Source organism: Pseudoalteromonas sp. MBR-15 (assembly GCF_053628915.1).
The window spans coordinates 179,800-200,419 of sequence record NZ_JBRJHH010000004.1 but is presented as its reverse complement, the minus strand read 5'-3'; the positions used below and the strand labels follow the sequence as shown (position 1 = coordinate 200,419).

Annotated in this window: 16 protein-coding genes and 1 pseudogene; 11 read left to right on the top strand and 6 right to left on the bottom strand. The window is 40.8% G+C overall.

Features of this window, described 5'->3' with window-relative positions:
* Nucleotides 1–10: 10 nt before the first annotated feature.
* A complete protein-coding gene (gene aroC / locus ACSSVW_RS07580; RefSeq protein ID WP_036969935.1) occupies nt 11–1,108 on the top strand; it encodes a chorismate synthase in 1,098 nt (365 codons plus the stop codon).
* A gap of 68 nt (nt 1,109–1,176) precedes the next feature.
* On the opposite strand, the gene ACSSVW_RS07575 is transcribed toward aroC, so the two are convergent.
* The gene (locus ACSSVW_RS07575) at nt 1,177–3,183 is read right to left on the bottom strand and encodes a spermidine synthase (RefSeq protein WP_454179090.1); all 2,007 of its coding nucleotides are present in this window, start codon (nt 3,181–3,183) and stop codon (nt 1,177–1,179) included.
* A gap of 129 nt (nt 3,184–3,312) precedes the next feature.
* Here ACSSVW_RS07575 and ACSSVW_RS07570 point away from each other — a divergent pair, with 129 nt between their 5' ends.
* On the top strand, nt 3,313–5,325 hold the full coding sequence (locus ACSSVW_RS07570) for a winged helix-turn-helix domain-containing protein (RefSeq protein ID WP_454179089.1): 2,013 nt from the start codon (nt 3,313–3,315) through the stop codon (nt 5,323–5,325).
* Here the strand turns inward: ACSSVW_RS07570 and ACSSVW_RS07565 are convergent.
* A complete protein-coding gene (locus tag ACSSVW_RS07565) occupies nt 5,312–6,154 on the bottom strand; it encodes a LysR family transcriptional regulator (RefSeq protein WP_278368775.1) in 843 nt (280 codons plus the stop codon). The two genes, ACSSVW_RS07570 and ACSSVW_RS07565, sit on opposite strands and share 14 nt — an antisense overlap.
* Before the next feature lie 264 nt (nt 6,155–6,418).
* Between ACSSVW_RS07565 and ACSSVW_RS07560 the strand changes: the two genes are divergently transcribed.
* The 8 genes and pseudogenes from ACSSVW_RS07560 to ACSSVW_RS07525 all read left to right on the top strand — a co-directional run bounded on the left by ACSSVW_RS07560 (nt 6,419) and on the right by ACSSVW_RS07525 (nt 15,227).
* Complete coding sequence (locus ACSSVW_RS07560) at nt 6,419–7,069, top strand: glutathione S-transferase family protein (RefSeq protein ID WP_454179088.1); 651 nt, start codon at nt 6,419–6,421, stop codon at nt 7,067–7,069.
* A 187-nt stretch (nt 7,070–7,256) separates the two neighbouring features.
* A complete protein-coding gene (locus ACSSVW_RS07555) occupies nt 7,257–8,417 on the top strand; it encodes a GGDEF domain-containing protein (RefSeq protein ID WP_051501806.1) in 1,161 nt (386 codons plus the stop codon).
* A 973-nt stretch (nt 8,418–9,390) separates the two neighbouring features.
* Nucleotides 9,391–10,980 (top strand): annotated as a pseudogene (locus ACSSVW_RS07550) (HD-GYP domain-containing protein); the annotation flags it as partial.
* A 101-nt stretch (nt 10,981–11,081) separates the two neighbouring features.
* Nucleotides 11,082–11,636 (top strand): elongation factor P hydroxylase, encoded by a 555-nt coding sequence (locus ACSSVW_RS07545; protein WP_036969921.1) that lies wholly within the window; start codon nt 11,082–11,084, stop codon nt 11,634–11,636.
* Complete coding sequence (locus ACSSVW_RS07540) at nt 11,626–12,768, top strand: ATP-NAD kinase family protein (RefSeq protein ID WP_182396205.1); 1,143 nt, start codon at nt 11,626–11,628, stop codon at nt 12,766–12,768. Before ACSSVW_RS07545 ends, ACSSVW_RS07540 begins: the two co-directional genes overlap by 11 nt.
* 2 nt (nt 12,769–12,770) lie before the next feature.
* Entirely contained in the window at nt 12,771–13,046 is a 276-nt protein-coding gene (locus ACSSVW_RS07535; protein WP_036969913.1) for a YfcL family protein, read from the top strand.
* Nucleotides 13,047–13,194: 148 nt separating this feature from the next.
* Nucleotides 13,195–14,751: an AbgT family transporter gene (locus ACSSVW_RS07530; protein ID WP_065978787.1), complete on the top strand. Its 1,557-nt coding sequence runs from the start codon at nt 13,195–13,197 to the stop codon at nt 14,749–14,751.
* Between the two features lie 179 nt (nt 14,752–14,930).
* Nucleotides 14,931–15,227: a hypothetical protein gene (locus tag ACSSVW_RS07525; RefSeq protein ID WP_454179087.1), complete on the top strand. Its 297-nt coding sequence runs from the start codon at nt 14,931–14,933 to the stop codon at nt 15,225–15,227.
* A 160-nt stretch (nt 15,228–15,387) separates the two neighbouring features.
* Here the strand turns inward: ACSSVW_RS07525 and ACSSVW_RS07520 are convergent, their stop codons facing one another.
* The 3 genes from ACSSVW_RS07520 to ACSSVW_RS07510 all read right to left on the bottom strand — a co-directional run bounded on the left by ACSSVW_RS07520 (nt 15,388) and on the right by ACSSVW_RS07510 (nt 18,225).
* Complete coding sequence (locus ACSSVW_RS07520) at nt 15,388–17,217, bottom strand: DEAD/DEAH box helicase (protein WP_036969910.1); 1,830 nt, start codon at nt 17,215–17,217, stop codon at nt 15,388–15,390.
* 147 nt (nt 17,218–17,364) lie between these two features.
* Nucleotides 17,365–17,628: a GrxA family glutaredoxin gene (locus tag ACSSVW_RS07515; RefSeq protein WP_036969909.1), complete on the bottom strand. Its 264-nt coding sequence runs from the start codon at nt 17,626–17,628 to the stop codon at nt 17,365–17,367.
* Between the two features lie 117 nt (nt 17,629–17,745).
* Nucleotides 17,746–18,225, bottom strand: coding sequence for a TlpA family protein disulfide reductase (locus ACSSVW_RS07510; RefSeq protein ID WP_454179086.1), 480 nt, complete (start codon nt 18,223–18,225; stop codon nt 17,746–17,748).
* A 307-nt stretch (nt 18,226–18,532) separates the two neighbouring features.
* Here ACSSVW_RS07510 and ACSSVW_RS07505 point away from each other — a divergent pair, with 307 nt between their 5' ends.
* Complete coding sequence (locus tag ACSSVW_RS07505) at nt 18,533–18,979, top strand: Hsp20 family protein (RefSeq protein WP_036971655.1); 447 nt, start codon at nt 18,533–18,535, stop codon at nt 18,977–18,979.
* A gap of 72 nt (nt 18,980–19,051) precedes the next feature.
* Here ACSSVW_RS07505 and ACSSVW_RS07500 read toward each other — a convergent pair whose 3' ends face one another.
* A complete protein-coding gene (locus ACSSVW_RS07500; protein ID WP_454179126.1) occupies nt 19,052–20,611 on the bottom strand; it encodes a cryptochrome/photolyase family protein in 1,560 nt (519 codons plus the stop codon).
* Nucleotides 20,612–20,620: the final 9 nt, after the last annotated feature.

Genomic DNA, 20,620 nt, shown 5'->3' with positions numbered 1-20,620 from the left:
AGGAAAGTTAATGGCAGGTAATAGCATAGGACAGTTATTTAAGGTGTCCACCTTTGGTGAGAGCCACGGCGTTGCATTAGGCGGCGTTGTTGATGGCACACCAGCAGGCCTCGAAATTAGTGAGGCCGATTTACAAATTGACTTAGATCGTCGTAAACCAGGGCAAAGTCGTTATACAACACAGCGCCGTGAAAGTGACGAAGTCAAAATTCTTTCAGGTGTATTTGAAGGTAAAACCACAGGCACAAGTATTGGTTTACTGATTGAAAACACCGATCAACGTTCAAAAGACTACGGTAAAATCGCTGACGTATTTCGCCCAGGTCATGGTGATTACACCTACTGGCATAAATACGGTATCCGCGATTATCGTGGCGGTGGTCGCTCATCAGCTCGAGAAACCGCGATTCGAGTGGCGGCAGGAGCGATTGCTAAAAAATATTTAAAGCAATTTCATGGTATTGAAGTACGTGCATGTTTAAGTCAGCTTGGGCCTATTAAAGCCGAAAACTATAACTGGGATGAAGTAGAAAACAATGCGTTTTTCTTCCCCGATACCAGTAAATTAGACGCGCTTGATGAGTACATGCGTGAGCTTAAAAAGCAGGGTGATTCGGTAGGCGCTAAAGTGAAAGTAGTCGCTAAGAATGTGCCTGTTGGCTTAGGTGAGCCAGTATTTGATCGTCTTGATGCTGAGCTTGCGCACTCACTAATGAGCATCAACGCGGTAAAAGGTGTTGAGATTGGTGATGGCTTTGATGTCGTTGAGCAAAAAGGCTCAGAGCACCGTGATGAGCTGACCCCAGATGGTTTTACATCAAATCACGCGGGGGGAGTGCTTGCGGGTATCTCGACAGGACAAGATATTATTGCGTCTATCGCGCTTAAACCAACGTCAAGTATTACGATTCCGGGTAACAGTATAAATACTAGCAACGAAGCCGTTGAAATGATCACCAAAGGTCGTCACGACCCGTGTGTGGGTATTCGTGCAATCCCCATCGCCGAGGCGATGATGGCGATTACCTTAATGGACCATTTATTACGCCAGCGTGGCCAAAACCCCCATGTTAGCCACGAGCACGGGCCAATCAAAGGCTCAATCTAAAAGTATCTATTTAGAAAAAGTAATGAGCGCGATAGCTTTCAAGCCATCGCGCTTTTTTGTGTTTTAATTTAAAATTTTAACAGAGGCAATAAGCTGTTTTTTTGATCAGTCCATTCTGCAAGTTGATAATTCCCGTAGTGCTTTATAGGCGATAAGTCACTAATAGAAACATCATTTAAAAAAGTGTGATTACTGGTTAATACCACCCAGTCAGAGCCCAGAGGTTTTAAGCCACGCCCTTGATAGCTGTACTTTATTAACGTTTTATCAAAATGCTGGCTGTGGGCTTGTAATACGGGCAATAAATCGATGTGGTTATTGGAAATATGCACGATCAGCACGCCATTCTCATTGAGTCTTTGCCAATAGAGCGACATAGCTTCTCGAGTGAGTAAGTGCGCGGGAATAACATCACTTGAAAAAGCATCAATGATTAACACATCAAATGTTTCTTGATGATTTTTTTGAAGCGCAATTCGACCATCACCTATGGTTACTCTCACATTGGCTTTACTGCTATTTAAATAAGAAAAATAATTCTTTGCCATGTCATGCACTGCAGGATTGAGTTCAAAAAAATGGAGGCGGTCACCTTGACCCACAAACTTTGCGAGTACACCAGCTCCTAAACCAATGACACCTATGTTTAATGCGCCCTGTTGTTTTAAAATCGTGAGAGATTTAGCAACACCCGTATGTTGATGATAATAACTTTGACCAAGGAATTGATTATTATCAAGTGGCTCTGCGCCATGGATGGTTGTGCCATCTATTAAGCGCCTTTCTTTTATTGTATTGGTATGAATATCTTTTACTGTGAGGTAACCGTAAAAATTGCGGCTCGTAGCAACATTATACTGATTAAAGTTTACGGCTAAGAAACAATAGCATGAGAGCCATACAACAGCGGTTGCAACGAGGGTGTACTTAATGTGTTTATTACCTGTTTGGGTTTTAAATTGGCAATAGCAAATAAAGCTAAAAATAACAGCTAACCCCAGTAGATACTCATCAAGTTGCACGAAAAGTAAAGGAGCAATCATGGTACTGCTAAGTGAACCTAGCACACCTCCTAGGGCAATATAAAAGTAAAAAGTGGTTAATTGAGCGTTATCAGGGGCTGTACTTCTTAGTTCACCATGACACACCATGCAGGCGGTTAATAAGATAGCGCAATACATAATGAGTTGAGCTAGTGCGCTAAATTGGCTGCCAAAATAAAACATTAACAGTCCAGCAAACACTGCAAATACAAACGTATACGCCCACACATAACGCTGATAATTTACTTTATTGGCAAACGTATAACTAAAAGTGAGTAAGTAAATCACCAGTGGCAAGGACCAAAGTAATGGCATTGGTGGAATATTAGTACTGATCATATGTGTTGTTGACACTAACATCGCGGTACTTAAGGCACTCAAAATAATCCAGATTGATTTTCCTTGTGATAGCTTTGCACGATTCGCTAACTGAGCTTTTCGGGCTACTTTAAGGTCTTTTTTTAGCAAAAACGCCATTATTAATAGTAATAAGGCACAGTAGCAGAGTAGCCCAAAAAGCCAATATGACTTTTGCTGCTCTAGCGAAAACAGTAATTCAAATATAAATGGGTAACTCATTAACGCCATTAAAGAGCCTAGGTTTGAAATAGAATACCAATGGTACGGAACATGTCTTGCAAAGGCTTGGATATACCAACGCTGTAAAAGCACACTGGTTGCGCTAAGTAGCATAAAAATAGGGCCTATTTCTCGCAATAAATGCACAAATACAGCGAGAGTTGGAGGCCAATCAGTGAAGTGAAAAATTTCGTTTTGTAAGTAAATAACCAGTGTTGCAATGATAACCAATAACAGGTGAGTAACTACTTGTAATGTAATCGTGTACCGACTGATATAGTGTGCATAAAAATAACCAAGCAATAGCATTGTTTGATAAAACACTAAGCTGGCTGACCAGACAGAGGCACCTCCACCAAAGTGAGGTAAAAGTTGCTTTGAGAGCAGAGGCTGAATTTGAAAAAGTAAAAAAGCACTGATGAAAATAGTGGCGATTGATAAAAGTTTATACATTGTTTTTGTTACCTATTGAAAGATGAAAAAACAATCTATGAGTTTGAGTAAAGCCACAATGGAGTAATGCTTGAGTTTCTCTTAAGAAAACCTTAACCTTTGATTCGTCAATATTTATTGGAGCAGTAAGTGGCGAGTTATCGAGTCGGTAAATTTGTGATTGATGAAAGCAGATGTTTAATTTCATCGCAAGAATATGAGCAAGTTGTCGAGCCCAAAGTCATGGATGTATTACATACCCTTTATATTCATCAGGGGAAGGTCGTAAGCCAAGAAATGATCTTCGCTGCGGTTTGGCCTAATTCAATATTTAATCCAAGCTCAGTACAGCGTTGTATTGCGTTATTACGAAAAGCCTTAAAAGAAGATGCCAAGAACCCTCAATTTATAATTACTCATCCAAAACGGGGTTATAGCTTGGAGCAGGTTGAATTGAGCCAATCAACTAAAGCAACTAAAGCAAAAACGCAATGGTTGCCGTTGCTACTCGTGGTACTCGTTTTTACAGGCGTTGTAGTTTGGCAAATGATTGCTGATAAGCAAGCGCATCCAAGTTTTAGTCAATTAATGCCACTGACGTCAAGCGAACTGAATGAATCTAATTTATCTTTATCGCATAATGGTAACCACTTAGCCTTTGTTCGAGGTGATAAAGGCAACCAACATATCTGGTTAAAGGAATTAGCTACAGGTCGAGAAGCAAGGCTCACGAAGTTTGCTGCAAGTTATTTTGCCTTAGGGTGGTCTTCACAAGACAATGCGTTGGCGTTTGTCGAAGCGAGTGAGCATAATCAGTCACTCCAAACTTTATCGCTTGATTTATCGTCATTTGTGGCACGTGAGAAAACGACTGTCAATCGCTTTACCGAGACGACACTGACGAGCCATCATATTTATTGGGGAGCTGGAGAAGTACTCTATTTTATCGAGAAAAATAAACAAAGTAATGACACCCAACTGGTTTCACTGGATATAAACAGTAAACAAAAAAAGCGCTTACTAGCGGCTTCTGAGCAAGATTGGTTACTTGTTCATGCGTTATCAAATGATGGTAGTAAAGTCGCGTTAGGTTTTGAGGCAGGACAAAATAAATACCGTATCGATGTGCTTGAGCTTGCTAGTAATACAGTGAAAACCATTGCAGTAATAGAAAACGGTATTCAAGGTTTGAGTTGGCATCCAAACAATCAAGCGTTATTAATAAGCCAACGTAACCAACTTATAAGTTTAGGTCTTGAAGGTGAGCTGCAGCTTATTCCGTTTAATAATTATCAAATAATTCGCGATGCCCAGTACACTTCATCTGCTGAGTCAATTTTAATGGAATTAGTGAATGTGGATGTTGATATTGTCAGTCAAACACGAACAGATCCAAATACACTTACAAAGCGGGTGGATACTTCCTCGGTTGACTTTCTGCCAGTGTTTTCACCTGATTCAACAAAATTTGTATTTGAGTCACATCGCTTTGGACTAAAACAATTATTTTTGTATGAAAATGAAAAACAGAAATTAGTCTTCGCAAATCCAGATAACGAAGAGCTGTTTGGTACTGTATGGCATAAAAATGGTCAGCAAGTATTCACTGCAAGCAAAGATACCTTATATAAAATTGATATTGTCAGTGGGACCTATGAAGCTATTCCACATCCTCATCACTCATTTTATTTACGCGAAATGTATCATAATGAAGAATCCATTTTAGTCTCTTACCGCGCAAAAGATGGGGTTACATTTCACCCAGCTAAGTTTGATTTAAATGATCTATCGCTGACGCCATTTTCTGGTTCTGGTAAACGCTTGAGTTGCTACGGTATGGACTTAGATGATAAAGACCAGATTTATTTTTCAAATAGTAATGAAGTTTTTCGCGTAAATTCTGACGGTGATATTGAGTTAATATGGCAGTCTCAACAAGATGAAATTATTGGAATTGCAGTTGAAAAGCAGCAATTAGCTATCACCTTAGAACAGCCGCATAGTATCAAATATCAAACGATTGATTTAGTTTCATCTGATATTGAAAGTTGGCAATTAACAGCCCCAAAACAGCATATGCTGATTAATGCGTCACACGATTTGAATGAGTTTTTATACTTAACCGACCCTAAACGTACGCGCAAATTAGTCAAACTACTTTAATATGTTCTATCAGAGACTTAAGTTGCTCAAGGCTGACGGGGTTATGAGCATGATTACCATGCAAAAGCACTATATCAATCACTGGTAAGAGGGGGAGTGTTTCATCGGTGATTTCTTCTACGCTCTTTTGCATACTAATGCGTGCCATGCTCCCTATTGCGAGATTTTGCTCAATTAAACCATGTAAAGCCCCCACAGAGCCGCAGCAGGCGATAATATTAAAGTGTCGCTCTGCTTTCAGTAGACCTTCGATGCTGGCTTGGTGAAATTTACAGTCGCGTTGAAATAAGGCCAGTGGTAAGGGGGTTGCAGGGTTTAATTTAAAAGACGGACTTTTCACCCACACTCCTTGGCTTGATTGTATTAGGTAACCTTCCTCTGAGTTCGGTGAACGGGTCGCAATCACTAAATCAAGTTGACCTTGGTCAAGCTTAGCCCTTAACTCACTGCTAGGTGCGCAGCTAATTTGTATATCCAGCGCAGTATTTAACGTGCGCAGTGAATTCACGAGTCGCGGTAAAATTGAATGGGCGTAATCATCAGGGCAGCCAATACGAATTCGACGGTTTCCAGTGCCTGCTTGAAGTTGCTTAAAGGCCTCATCGTGAAGATTGATTAACTGCTTTGCATAACTTGCTAATTGATGACCTTGTTGGGTAAGCACTAACTGGCGTCCTTGCTTCTCAAATAAAGAACTCCCTGTGTCTTGTTCTAGTTTTTTCATCTGCATACTTACCGCAGATTGGGTTCGGCAAATCTGTGCGGCTGCGCGGGTAAAACTGCCCGTGTCTACAAAAGCACAAAAAGTTCGTAAGGCATCAATATCCATGATGTATCAGTTTCTCTTATGGGTTGTATAAAAACAATTGGCGAGTAATTCGCCTTTTGCTGCTCTATAGTGGGGTTATACCATTTTGCAAAAATACTTAATCATTTAGAGTGATTAAACCAGTCGCTACCTGCGTTAAAAATTTCTGATTTAGAACAACTAAATAACTAAATTTTTGCCTTGTTATCAACGCGGTTTTATTGCCTCAAAATAGACTACTTAATTAAGCAGAATGGTATTAATCTAATCGTTAAGGGATGAAAAATGCAATTATTTATTGGTAATAAAAATTATTCGAGTTGGTCATTAAGAGCGTGGTATTTATTAAGTAAATTCAATATATCATTTACCGAGCAGCAACTTGTTTTAGATACTCCAGACTTTTATGACAGATTAAAAACGAAATTTCCTGTACAAAAAGTCCCTGCATTAATCGACGGTGATATAGCTGTGTGGGATTCACTCGCGATTTGTGAATACATCAACGATGCTTATCTAAATGGCAGAGCATGGCCTGAAAACTTAAATAAAAGAGCTCACGCAAGAAGTGTGGCTGCAGAAATGCATAGTGGCTTTCTCGCACTCAGAAATGAAATGCCCATGAATATTCGAGCTAAAAGACATGTTGAGCTGTCAGAACACGCAAAGAAAGACATTGCGCGCATTGATGAGATATTTTCGATGCGACCACAATCGTCGTCCAATACATGGCTGTATGGTGAGTTTTCAATTGTTGATGCGATGTTTGCGCCCGTGGTACTGCGCTTTAAAACTTACCAAGTAACATTATCAAGCCCTGCACAAGCTTATTGTGACCAGGTACTATCGTGTCCTGTTTTGAATAATTGGATTGCACACGCACTGCAAGAAACAGATATTGTTACAAGTGATGAGGCAGGAGAGGATATTATTTAATCACCGCGCACAAAGCGATAATTTTATGCTTTGTGCCTTTTTCGCAACTTTGTGTTGGTGCATGTGTGTAATTTATATACAAAAGAACGAGTTTAATTGTAAGCTCTTCACTCTATAATGGAACGGTTGCTCTTTATTTAAACACCTCATTACTCGCCTTTTTCCGTTCCTGCGTAGGTATATAATTATGAGCACATTCGGTGCAAAGTTATTAAATCAAGATATGTCAATTGCACGCTACTTTTGTCGGTTCAACTCTATGCAAGTTGAGCAAGCATTTACTCAAAGTAAGCTTGAGCAAGATAAAAAAACTGCACAGTTTCTTGCCTGTATCACCGCCATTATGATTATGCTGGTGACCTATTCCGATAAAATGATAATTCAACCCAGCTTTTGGCCCGGTATTGCATTATTTAGCCGGACTATTTCTGTTGCAGTTTGTGTGATCACTGCACTTGGGGTGTGCTATATCCGGACGCCACAGCAATTATCGCAAGCGGTGGCTGCGTTTATGACATTCTTATTTTTTAGTATGCAATTTATGGTGTTCACCTTTGAGCGCCATTATGTCCTGCATATGTTTTTTGATGTGATTATTTTGATCACTATGTATTTCTCTACTTTATTGTCATTAAAGAATGCCACCTTAATCGGTGTGTCTTACAGTGCATTTGCAATTACCGTTATTTATTTTAATAAAGATGTAAGTAGCCATACTTTTTATATGGTTGGGTTGGCACATGTATCCGCTAATTTTGCAGGGGTCGTTATGTCGGCTCATGAGCATTTAATGCGTCGGCAGCTTTTTGTTCGTAACACTCAGCTAAGTCAACTTGCAGATGAAATGAAAAGACAGGCATTTAAAGATGCGCTCACACAGCTGCCTAACCGGCGTGCGTTTGATAACAATTATGAGGGATATCAAAAATTAATTAAGCAGCAAAATAAAACGAAACATGTGTGTGTCGTTTTAGCTGATATTGATTACTTTAAACGCGTAAACGATACCCATGGACATGAAATGGGGGATACCGTGCTTAAGCACTTTTCGACTTTTTTAACGAACTCTCTGCGCAGTGCTGATGATGTCTATCGATTTGGTGGTGAAGAGTTTGTCATTGTACTGCCGCTTTGTTCATTAAAAGATGCCACTGCGCTTATAAACGGCATGATAGCAAGGTTAAATGCCGAGGAGTTTAAATTAGGTAGTTGCTCTTTATCGATACAAGCAAGTTTTGGTCTGACCATCATGCGTGAGGAGCAGCAAAAATCAGTGATATCACGAGCTGATTTGGCTTTGTATCAAGCTAAGGAAGGCGGAAGAAATCAATTGGTTATTAAAATTTAATCGATACCAAGGTGCGTTTAATTTAGTCAATAAATTGTAATTATCCAAAGATACTTGTATATATTATCTGTACTTCTTTTTTCTTATATTCATTCAATAAAGAGAGCATGCAAGGAGATGCATAATGCTATCACGCCATAAAAAAGGCTATAAAATATCAATTAGAGCGAGTGTTCTCTTAGTCTTTGCGCTTGCCAGTCTTTTAACGGGAATTGTGGCGATTAGCTTGCATTATTACTTCAGTGAAAAGTTAGTATTGCACACCAAAGCTCAGCAATTTAAGCAAACAAGCCAGCAGATTGCTGATCATATCACACGTATAAATCAGCGTGCAGATAACACCCTCAGCGTGATGGTTCATGACACACGCCTATTTTCACAAAGCCAAGGTAACTATGAGATTTTTCGAAATGTACTCATAGAGGTGCTGAGCCGCCACACAGATTTTTATTCACTTATTTTAGGGCGTGCGAATGGTGATTTTCTCCAAGTTATTAATCTAAAAGGGTATGCAAATTTACCCGCCAGCTTGAATATAAAAGATGAGTATAAATGGCTGGTCATTAAAGTATCGGGGGAAGGTGAAGAGCGTCGTAAGTCGATGTTATTTTTAGACTCACAACTGACAGTCCGTAAAGCAGAAGAACAACAAACCGATTTTGATCCACGAACGCGAATATGGTTTCAAGACGCAGAAAGTGGGGTTGTTACCAAATCTGAACCGTACATGTTTAATGTTTACCACGTACCGGGTTATACCTATTCGATTAAGTCAGATGATACCGGCGATGTGCTTGCGGTGGATATAGCAAGTTCGAGTTTAAGTGCGTATTTAACTGAGCAACAGACTAAAATGCAGTTTTTGGTTTCCGCCGAAATGTATGTCTATCAGGGTAGTGGTGACATTATTGCCAGCAGTAGAACGCAAAGCCATCAGCATACCTTTGACGATTTATCAGCGCTTATTAAGCTTGATGACCAAAAAACAGGCCTTGCAAATAAGCGTCATCAGTTTGGCAAAATGCTGGATGTACACGAAAATGGGATAGAAAAATACATGTTTGTCGTGCCCTTACCATTAAGCGGTGACATGCAAGCTGACAATGAAGATTTCTTCACTGTATTGGTAGCAAAAGAAGATGTACTTGCGGTCATTCGCGAGAAAATTCGGATTTCTATTTTAATAACGAGTTTATGTTTATTACTGCTACTGCCAATATCGTGGTTTTTTGCATCATCAATTGTGAATCCAATTTTAAAGCTTGTTGGTGAGAACAAAAAAATTCAGCAGCGCGAGTATAAAAATGTGTCGACTCTGTCAAGTAGCATTCTCGAAATTCATTATTTAGCCAATTCAATGGTTGATATGAGCCGCTCTATAGAGAAACACGAAAACTCACAAAAAGCACTCATGGAATCGTTTGTTGAACTTATAGCCCAAGCGATTGATGATAAATCACCTTATACAGCAGGGCATTGTGAGCGTGTTCCTGAGCTTGGCATTTGGCTTGCGAATGCTGCATCTGATTCAACAGATCCCGCCTTTGCAGAGTTTGCATTTGAAAACGAAGATGAAAAACGTGAGTTTAGACTGGCAGCGTGGTTACATGACTGTGGTAAAATTACTACGCCAGAACACATTGTAGACAAAGGCACCAAACTAGAAACCATTTATAATCGTATTCATGAAATCCGTACACGTTTTGAAGTGTTACTGCGCGACGCTAAAATAAACTACTACGAAAAGCTGCTTGAAAACCCAACACACAGGGAGACACTGCAACAGCAGTTAGACGCTGAAACAGACAAATTACATGCTGACTTTGCTTTCATTGCTACTTGCAATGTGGGAAGTGAGTTTATGGATGATGAGCAACTTGAACGCTTAAAAGACGTTGCGTGTATTAAGTGGCATCGGCATTTCGATGCAACGCTCGGTTTATCGCCTCTAGAAGAAATGCGCTTTGCAGATTTAAAGGGACAATCTTTACCTGTTGAAGAAACGCTGTTAAGTGATAAACCCAGTGACCTAATTACGCACCACAAGGCTGTGGAATACGATGCTAATTTAGGTATAAAAATGTCGGTTCCTGAATACAAGTATAATTTAGGTGAGTTATATAACTTACAAATTAGAAGTGGAACACTTACCGCAGAAGACCGATTTAAAATTAATGAACACGTTATCAGCACGATTCGTATGCTTAATAATGTGCCATTCCCCGAAGAGCTAGCCCGTGTGCCGCGCTATGCATCGACCCACCACGAAACCTTAAAAGGCACGGGGTATCCGCGTAAATTATCAGCGGATGACTTATCGATACCTGAACGAGTGTTAGTACTTGCTGATATTTTTGAAGCACTCACTGCAGCAGATAGGCCATATAAAAAGGCCAAACCATTGAGTGTTGCTATTGATATTTTAGCTAAAATGGTCGATGACGATCATATTGATCGTGACGTATTTAAACTGTTTTTAAGTTCAGGTATTTACCTTGAATACGCAAAACGCTATTTGAGCCCTGAACAAATAGATAACGTCGATATCGCAAAATACCTCTAACCGAGAGGGGTTGTTTTTACTTTAGGCTGAAAAGTCCGTACAATTCGCCTCGTTTTTGGTGCGTTGTTGTAACGCTTTTAACGAGATGAATGTAAGCCAGTATGCATCAGATTGCCGATTTAATCGCTATTTTTGACAGCACTTTTTATCAAAGCCATAACACGCGCTTAATTAAAGGTGCTGACGAGCCTATTTACCTGCCTGCAGATGAGCAAACGACTTATCATCAAATTGTCTTTGCGCATGGTTTTTACGCCAGTGCACTCCACGAAATTGCCCATTGGCTGGTGGCAGGTGAAAAACGCCGCTTACTTGAAGATTATGGCTATTGGTATTGTCCTGATGGTCGTGATAAACATCAGCAAGCTGAGTTTGAAGCGGTAGAAGTTAAACCCCAAGCAATAGAATGGGCGCTTAGCGCTGCGGCAGGGTTTGACTTTAATGTTTCGGTCGATAATTTAAATGGCGAACAAACGTGTCGTTTTGCTTTTCAGCAGCGTGTTCACCAGCACCTATTAAGTTTACTAGCGTCTGGTTTTAATCAACGAACTTACGCACTACTAAAAGCACTCAGTGATTTTTATAAGACCCCGTGGCCACTGACAAGTGCACAATTTGTATGGCAACATCCAGGAGAGTTATCTGATGCAGTTTAAGTTAGGTTTAATTGTAAACCCTGTTGCAGGGCTTGGTGGCAGTGTAGCTCTTAAAGGCAGTGATGGTGCTGATACAGCAGCGAAAGCCATGGCACTCGGCGCAGAACCCAAAGCAAATTTACGCACCCGTGCAGCACTTGAAGCATTACTTGCGTATCAAGACTCGCTCATTATATACACCGTTAATGGTGAAATGGGGGAGCGAACAGCCACCCAATTAGGCTTTAATACCCAGGTTATTTATCACAGTGGCGACGTTACGACGCCGGATGACACCGAGCAAGCTGCAAAGCGTCTCGTAGAACAAGGCGTAGACCTTATTTTATTTGCAGGCGGTGACGGAACAGCCCGAAATATTTGTCATGCTGTTGGTGACACTACACCCGTGTTGGGCATTCCCGCAGGCTGTAAAATTCATTCAGGTGTGTATGCTATTACCCCAAAAGCTGCGGGCCGAGTGGTTGAAATGCTTGTAAAAGGTGAGTTGGTGAGCTTAGGCGATGCAGACGTGATGGATATCGACGAAGCCGCATTTCGCGAAGGCACCGTAAAAGCAAAACGGTATGGTGAAATGCAAGTGCCAAGCGAAGTACGTTACGTGCAAGCGGTTAAAAATGGGGGTAAAGAAACCGACGAGTTAGTGCTTGCTGATATTGCGGCTTATGTGGTGTCTGACATGGATGAAGAGACTTTATACGTCATGGGCAGCGGCTCAACAGTTGCTGCCATTATGGAAGAAATGGGCCTAGAGAATACCTTACTCGGTGTTGATTTAGTGGCAGACCAAGCGCTGATTGCTCAGGATTTAACTGCACAGCAATTACTGGAGCTAACACACGGTAAACCGACTAAATTAGTGATCACCCTGATCGGTGGTCAGGGCCATATTTTTGGTCGTGGAAATCAACAGCTCAGTCCAGCACTTATTCGTGCTATCGGTCGCGATAATATTATTGTGGTCGCAACCAAAACAAAATTACAGGCCTTGAATGGCCGCCCATTGATTGCCGATACTGGCGACAGTGAGTTAGACGATGAATTAAGTGGTTATATTCGAGTAACCACAGGTTTTAATGACCATATAATGTATGCAGTAGGTCATCAAGATGGGCTGCACCCAGAGGAGAGATAACCATGAGTTTAGTAAATTATATTGATGCAGCGCAGCAATATTTTGATGATTTAGTTGATAAAGCAACCGATGATGAGTTATTTGCTGGTGGCTATTTACGAGGCCATTTTGATTTGGCGGTAGGGTATGCGCAAGTTGAAGAATTAAACTTATCAACCGACGAGCTTAATAATCAAGTCGAGTCGAGCCTGGTTAAAGCATACCGTAATGGTGAGCTTAACGAAGATGATAAAGCATTAGTGGTTCGTTTATGGGATGAAGTAAAAGCATTAGCCTAATCGGTGTTGATGTTATTTAAATAAGCGGCTTTGGCCGCTTTTTTTATATAGTTGAAGTACCCAAATCAGATAGCTTAGTTAACTTAAAATTTACCTCTTAACGCGGATGCGATAAGGTAAGCAAGAAATTTTTCTAGGGAATTCGAAAATGAATAATAACAATGATGTGCAGGCACCAAGCGGAGCAATCGCACGTTTTTTAAATACCATTGAAAGGGTAGGCAATAAGCTTCCTGATCCGGCCATTATCTTTTTAGTGGCCATGTTACTTATTTGGCTGCTGTCGTGGCTTTTTTCGGGCATGACATTTGACGCCATAGACCCACGAACAGGCGAGGCCATTGTTGTCCATAATTTGTTGGCGGGTGATTCCTTAGCCACCTTTTTATCGTCGATGGTAAAAACCTTTACAGGCTTTGCTCCTTTAGGTGTTGTGCTTGTTGCAATGTTAGGTGTTGGGGTTGCTGAGCATTCAGGCTTTATCAATACGGGCTTAAAGCTAATGCTAAAAGTCACTCCTAAGCAGCTATTGACCCCGTCTATTATTTTAGTGGCGATTGTTAGCCACACCGCAACTGATGCTGGCTACGTGTTAGTTATCCCGCTTGCGGGGGTTATTTTTTATGCGATGGGTCGTCATCCTCTTGCGGGTATTGCTGCGGCTTTTGCGGGCGTGAGTGGGGGCTTTAGTGCCAATTTCATTCCATCAGGTATCGATCCATTACTGCAAAGCTTTACCCAAAGTGCTGCCCAAATTATTAACCCTGATATGGCGATTAACCCGTTAAATAACTGGTTTTTCACCTCGGCTTCAAGCTTATTCATTATTTTATTAGGCTGGTACATTACCGATAAAATTATTGAACCACGTTTACAAAATACCCCACTTGATGGTGACACCGAAGACTTACCCGCTTTTGATGAAGCGCGTAGCGATGAAAAGCGTGCGTTTTATATTGCAAGCACAGTGATGGTAGCAGGCCTTGCTTTACTTTGGTTTGTATCCGCTCCCGCAGACTCAGCTATGCGCAGCCCCGATGGCTCGCTGACTAACTTCCGTTCACCTTTGATGCAGTCTATCGTGCCACTAATTTTCCTACTGTTCTGGATACCTGGTGCAGTTTATGGCTTTGTGGTTGGCACGTTCAAAAGCTCTAAAGACATGATTGATGCGATGAGTAAAGCAATGGGCGGCATGGCGTATTACATAGTAATGGCGTTTTTCTGTGCGCTATTTATCGCGGCCTTTAGTAAATCAAACCTAGGGGCATTACTGGCAATTGAAGGTGCACAGCTGTTAAAAGCCATGCAATTACCCAGTTCTGTAACCGTGATTGGTATTATTTTCTTAACTGCGTTCGTAAACTTGTTTGTGGGTTCAAGCTCGGCAAAATGGGCATTACTTGGGCCTATTTTTGTGCCTATGTTAATGCAATTAGGCATATCGCCAGACTTAACCCAAGCAGCGTACCGTGTGGGTGATTCAAGCTCAAACATTATCACCCCGTTAATGCCTTACTTCCCATTGGTTGTCGTGTACTGCCAGAAGTATGTTAAAGGCACAGGTATCGGCACCTTAATTGCCATGATGCTGCCGTACTCTATCGCGTTCCTAATCGGCTGGAGTATCTTCTTACTAGCATATTGGGGCTTAGGCATCCCACTCGGCCTACAGTCAAGCTACGTGTACCCAGCGGGATCATAACCATAAAAATAACAAAGCCTCAGCCATCCAACTGAGGCTTTTTTGATGTAACCTATTAGTAGAGGAAATCGTGTGAAATTTAATGTTGAGTGGCAATAGCTTTGGAAAAAACTTACTAAGACTTTTTAATTTTAATACCTGTTATTTTTATGTTTATCATCCGCTACTTCCAAAGTGGGATGAGTATTGAGATCACATTTGAACACATTACTGTTTATCAATTACCCTTTTTCTTCTTTTGCATTTTTTTAGGTTCGCTTTTCTTGGCATTTTTAGTATCAACCTTAATTAAATATACAGCGGTTGAAATCGGTGATGGTTACCTCAAGGGAAGGAATTATTGGTTTATTAAAAAACGTATTCCAATCAAGTTTATATCGAAGCTTTACTTATTTCGAGACAACGGTATTGAAGCCGTCGTGGCAGATGCAGGGCAGTATGGCAAAGTTTATATTTCTACCCATACCGAAAATTAGATGAATTGATTAAATACCTTGAAGATAACAGTGAATTGATGGCAGGTAGTTAAGCCGTGATTTTAAAAACTGAATGGTGATAGCTGACAGCTTTACTTCAGACACAAAAAAACCTTGTCACTCTCATGACAAGGTTTTTTTAGTCGTTAGCTTTAAACGCTTAGTTTGCTGTGAAGCTTACTGGACGACGCTCTTTACGAGGGCCGCTACGTTTTTCACCACGGTCTTTGTCTTTGAAGCTACGCTTTTTATCACTGCGCTCACCTGCTGGGCGTTCGCTGCGCTCTGGGCGCTCAGAAGCGGCTTCAGCTTTGGTGAGTGTCATTCCCATTGGGCGTTTACAAATAAACACTTTTTGGAAGTGATCAAGCACATCTTTAGGCATGTTTTGCGGTAATTGTACCGTACTGTGACTGTCGTGCAGACGAATGTCACCAATAAACTTGCTTGAGATATCGGCTTCGTTAGCAATCGCACCAACGATATTTTTAACTTGTACACCGTGCTCACGACCTACTTCGATACGGTATGTATCCATAGGACCCATGCTGCGGCTGTTACGTTCACGCGGCTCACGCGGTTTACGTTCGCGAGCAGGGCGATCACCACGGTCAGCACGTTCGTTACGACGGCGATCACCACCGCGTTCTGTACGTTCGCCACGCGGTTGAACTTTAACTTCTTCAACCTTGATTGGTGATTGTTGCTGCGCTAAACACAGTAAGGCACCTGCTAAGTCTTCGAAGCTTAGTTCAAGCTTTTCAGCCATGTTGGCCGCTACTTGGTTAAAGAACGTGATGTCTTTATTTTCAAGTGCAATAGTCAACTTGTCTTGCAATGCTTTGATGCGTTTTTCTTCAACAACTTTCGCTGTTGGTAAATCTACTTGTGCAATTTCAGACTTCGTATGACGAATGATATTTTTAAGTAAATAACGCTCGTTGTGTTTTACGAAAAGAATCGCTTTACCTGAACGACCCGCACGACCTGTACGGCCAATACGGTGAACGTAGGCTTCAGAGTCTTGTGGAATATCGTAGTTAATTACCAAGCTTAAACGGTCAACATCTAGACCACGTGCTGCAACGTCGGTTGCAATTACGATATCAAGTAAACCACTTTTCAAACGCTCTACAGTGCGTTCACGTGCTTGTTGGTTCATGTCACCATTAAGTGGTGCGGCAGAGAAACCTTCGCGCTCAAGTAATTCAGCTAATTGTACTGTGTCATTACGTGTACGTACGAAAACAATCGCACCATCGTATTCTTCAGCTTCTAAGAAGCGCACGATCGCTTTGTTTTTGTGTACGTGTGCATTCCAAAATACTTGTTCAACAGTCGATACTGTTGAGTTACGCGCTGAAATATGAACTTGCTCAGGCTCGTTCATGTATTTGCTGCTGATATTTTGGATTTGCTTAGGCATGGTTGCAGAGAAAAGACATGTTTGCTTTTCACGCGGTGTTTTTTCCATGATGCTTTCTACATCATCAATGAAACCCATGCGTAACATTTCGTCCGCTTCATCAAGAACAAGGGCTTGTAAGCTCTCGAATTTGATTGTGCCACGGTTAATGTGGTCGATTAAGCGGCCTGGCGTTGCAACAATGATTTGCGCGCCACGACGAAGTGCACTTAATTGGATGCTGTAGCTTTGGCCACCATAAAGGGCTAAAACTTCTACACCACGAGTATGCTTAGCATATTGTTCGAATGCCTCAGCTACTTGGATCGCAAGTTCACGCGTAGGCGTTAGAACAAGGATCTGTGGCTGTTTCACAGACGGGTCAATATTATTTAGTAATGGCAGTGCAAATGCTGCTGTTTTACCTGTACCCGTTTGCGCTAGTCCCAGTACGTCCTTTCTTTCTAGCAATAACGGTATACATTGAGCTTGGATTTCAGATGGAGTCTTGTAACCTAGCTCTTCAACTGCTTTTAAAATTGCAGGAGAAAGATTTAAAGATTCAAACGTGACTGGTTCTGACATTAATACGCCTCAACGAATTTAAAGAGGCGCGCATTGTATAGGAAATACAATGCAATTGCTTGTATAAATTACAACTAATTTGTATGTGGTTGATGTTGGTCATAATTTAATCAGTTGTAATTTGCCAAAATCAACCATGTTTACAATTTATTGATATAACCCTAAATTTTCTTTAGCGTATGCTTCGAATTCTGTGAAGCCACCAATGTGAGTTTGGTCAATAAAAATTTGTGGAACGGTTGGGCAAGGTTTGCCAGCAGACTTTTCTAAATCTGCTTTGCTGATACCTTCTTTAATGATATCGATGTAGCGAAATTTAAAATCCTCACGCTCGTTCGCTAGTTTTTCTGCTACGTCTTTTGCGCGTACACAGTATGGGCAGCCCTCACGGCCAAAAATTACAGTCAACATATCGCTCTCCTCGATGTAAGTGTGTTGGTCTGGTTATCATATTAACGAATTAGATTCATAAAAACAGTGCATAAAATCGATTACTCTATTCTGTTTTTTCTCTGAGTGCCTCTTAAGTCACTTTCGTGTTCGTATGCGCAGCCCAAGTTCTGTGGAATACCCCATAGAATGAGCTGTAATCGCGAGTTGCTCATTAATAACATAATACGTTGGGTAGGCACTGACTTTGTAATCTTGTCCTGTATACCGTGTCCCTAATAAAACGGGCATCGTTAAGTCTAGTGAATCTGTAAACTGCGTTATCTCGTCAATATTTTCATAATCAAGGGCAATGGCAATCGCATTCAGTTCGCCTTGTTGATAGGCTTTTTCGAGATTAGGCATACTGTAGCGACAAATACTGCACCAAGGGGCAAAAAAATACAGCACTGTGTTTGTGCCTTTTAAATCGGCAATGGTGACGCGTTGCTGTGGATTGTCGAGTGTCGCTAAATTGAAATAGGGGGCGGGAGTGTGGTCTGTTGGTAATAAATTTCGTTGCTGAAATAGCGTAACGACATACAAGATGATAGCCATCAACAGCAAGTTTTTAGTCAAAGCGACTATTTTTTTTAAAACTGAGGGTATTTTTTTCATTTTTATTTTGTACGTGCTTAGCCCTTTAAAATCAACTTATTCAGACCAGAATAAGCCTCAATAAATTTCAAAAATAGAAAAAAATTGCAATTTTTTTTGTAAAAAATCTTGAAAAGATTTTGCTTGCCCATAAATCGTTTAGTGAGGACGCCTGATGGGTCCCAAACAAACCAAAGTAATTGAAATTTATATAATTAATTTAACTTTGTTAGCACTTGTTCAAAAGAAGAGTACTAACAAAATATCGCTTAAATATGAGGATATTATTATGCGTACAGTAGACTTATCACCACTTTATCGTTCATTCATTGGCTTCGATCATTTAGCATCATTAATGGATGCGGCAGCACGCACAGACAAGCAGCCAAGTTTTCCTCCATACAACATCGAAGCATTAGATAAAGACAAATACCGTATCACTATGGCCGTTGCCGGTTTTAGTGAAAGTGAACTGACCATTGAGTCAGAAAACAATACATTAAAAGTCAGCGGCACAAAAGCTGACAAAGAAGACAATGCAGAGCGTAAGTTTATCCATCAAGGAATTGCTGAGCGCAACTTTGAACGTAAGTTCCAACTAGGTGACCACGTTAAAGTACTCGGTGCAGACCTTGAAAATGGACTTTTAAGCATTGATTTACAGCGTGAAATTCCTGAAGCACTCAAACCACGTAAAATTGAAATTGGCAGTGGTAAATTGCTTGAGAATAAGTAATTAAGCTGTAATCAGCATTGTTTCCCCTTGTTATTTGTTAGAAGTAGGCCGCCTCATTTGAGGCGGCCTTTTTTATAATTTCTCTAAATTATCGACGCACCACTTTGCGCGTTTGAGAGTGGCTTGTTGCTGCGATTCGTCTTGTTTATACCAGGTGTTATAAATCATGCCTATACGCGGATTTTTGCTAAGCAATTGTTCGTGCTCTAGCATGAAGTTCCAATATAAACTATTGAAAGGGCACGCATCATCGGTGGCTTTTTCTTTCACGTTGTAATGGCAATCCTTACAATAGTCACTCATTTTATTAATGTAATTACCGCTTGCGGCATACGGTTTAGTGGCAATTAAGCCGCCGTCTGCAAATTGACTCATGCCGCGAGTGTTGGGCATTTCAACCCATTCGATAGCATCAATATAAATACCTAAATACCAAGCATCGACTTCATTTGGGTTTATGGCTGTAAGCAAACAAAAGTTACCCGTTATCATCAAACGTTGAATATGATGAGCATAGGCGGTGTCTAAACTTTGCTTAATTGCATGGTGCATACATTTCATTTTAGTGTTTGCGTGCCAAAAATAGTCGGGCAGGGCACGCTTTGCGTCAAGGGCATTTTTGTTGGCGTAGTCAGGCATATTTTGCCAGTAAATACCACGCACATATTCGCGCCAGCCCAGAATTTGTCTAATGAACCCTTCAACTTGGGCAATATCAATTTTTTGCTGCTGTTTTTCAAAAGCCTCAATCACGCGCTTAATAACCTGCATTGGGTGCAGCATTTTAGTGTTGAGAGCAAACGACAAGCGGCTGTGATATAACGACCATTGGTGCTCAGATTGACAGGTCATCGCATCTTGAAATTGCCCAAAGTGAACTAACAAATGATCGCAAAAAAAATCAAGAAGCTGCTTTGCTTCATAACGTGTTGTTGGCCAAAGTATCGAATGATCGCACTCTCCAAATGTCGTTATGTTATGTTTTTTTATGCGTGAAAGAATATCCTTAACATCGTGCCCAAAGCACAGTGGTTCAGGAATTGCGTTGAGATCATGTTGTTTTAACTTGTTTCTATTTTGTTGATCAAAGTTCCACTTGCCTCCGACCGGTTCATTGTTTTCGTCCATTAATATATTGAATCGTTTACGCATTGCGCGATAAAAGAATTCCATTTTTACATGCTTGTCTTTTTTAAAGTGTTGGCATATATCATTAAAGGGAAGTAAAAAATGCTCTGTGTCGTATGCGGTAATCGCACACTCACTGTTTTCTGAGAATGCCTGTAATTGCTGTTTGAGTCGGTATTCATCGGGATACTGGTATTCAATGCGTTTACATTGGTAGTGTTTCGCTAAACGGGTAAGAAGGGCGGGTAATGATTCGTCATCTTCTGTGTCATCTAAGGTAAGATGTAGCACATTAAACCCCGCGCTTTTTAGCGCCTTTGCAAAGTGTTCCATTGCTAAGAAAAAGGCGGCAATTTTTTGTGTATGATGTTTTACGTAATCGGTTTCTTGTTTTAGCTCAGCGATGACATAAAGAGTGGTGTGCTGGTCTTCGTCTTTATACCAGCTGTGGCTAGCATTGAGTTGATCGCCAAAAATAAATCGCAAAGTAGAGTAATGCACAATAGTAAACCC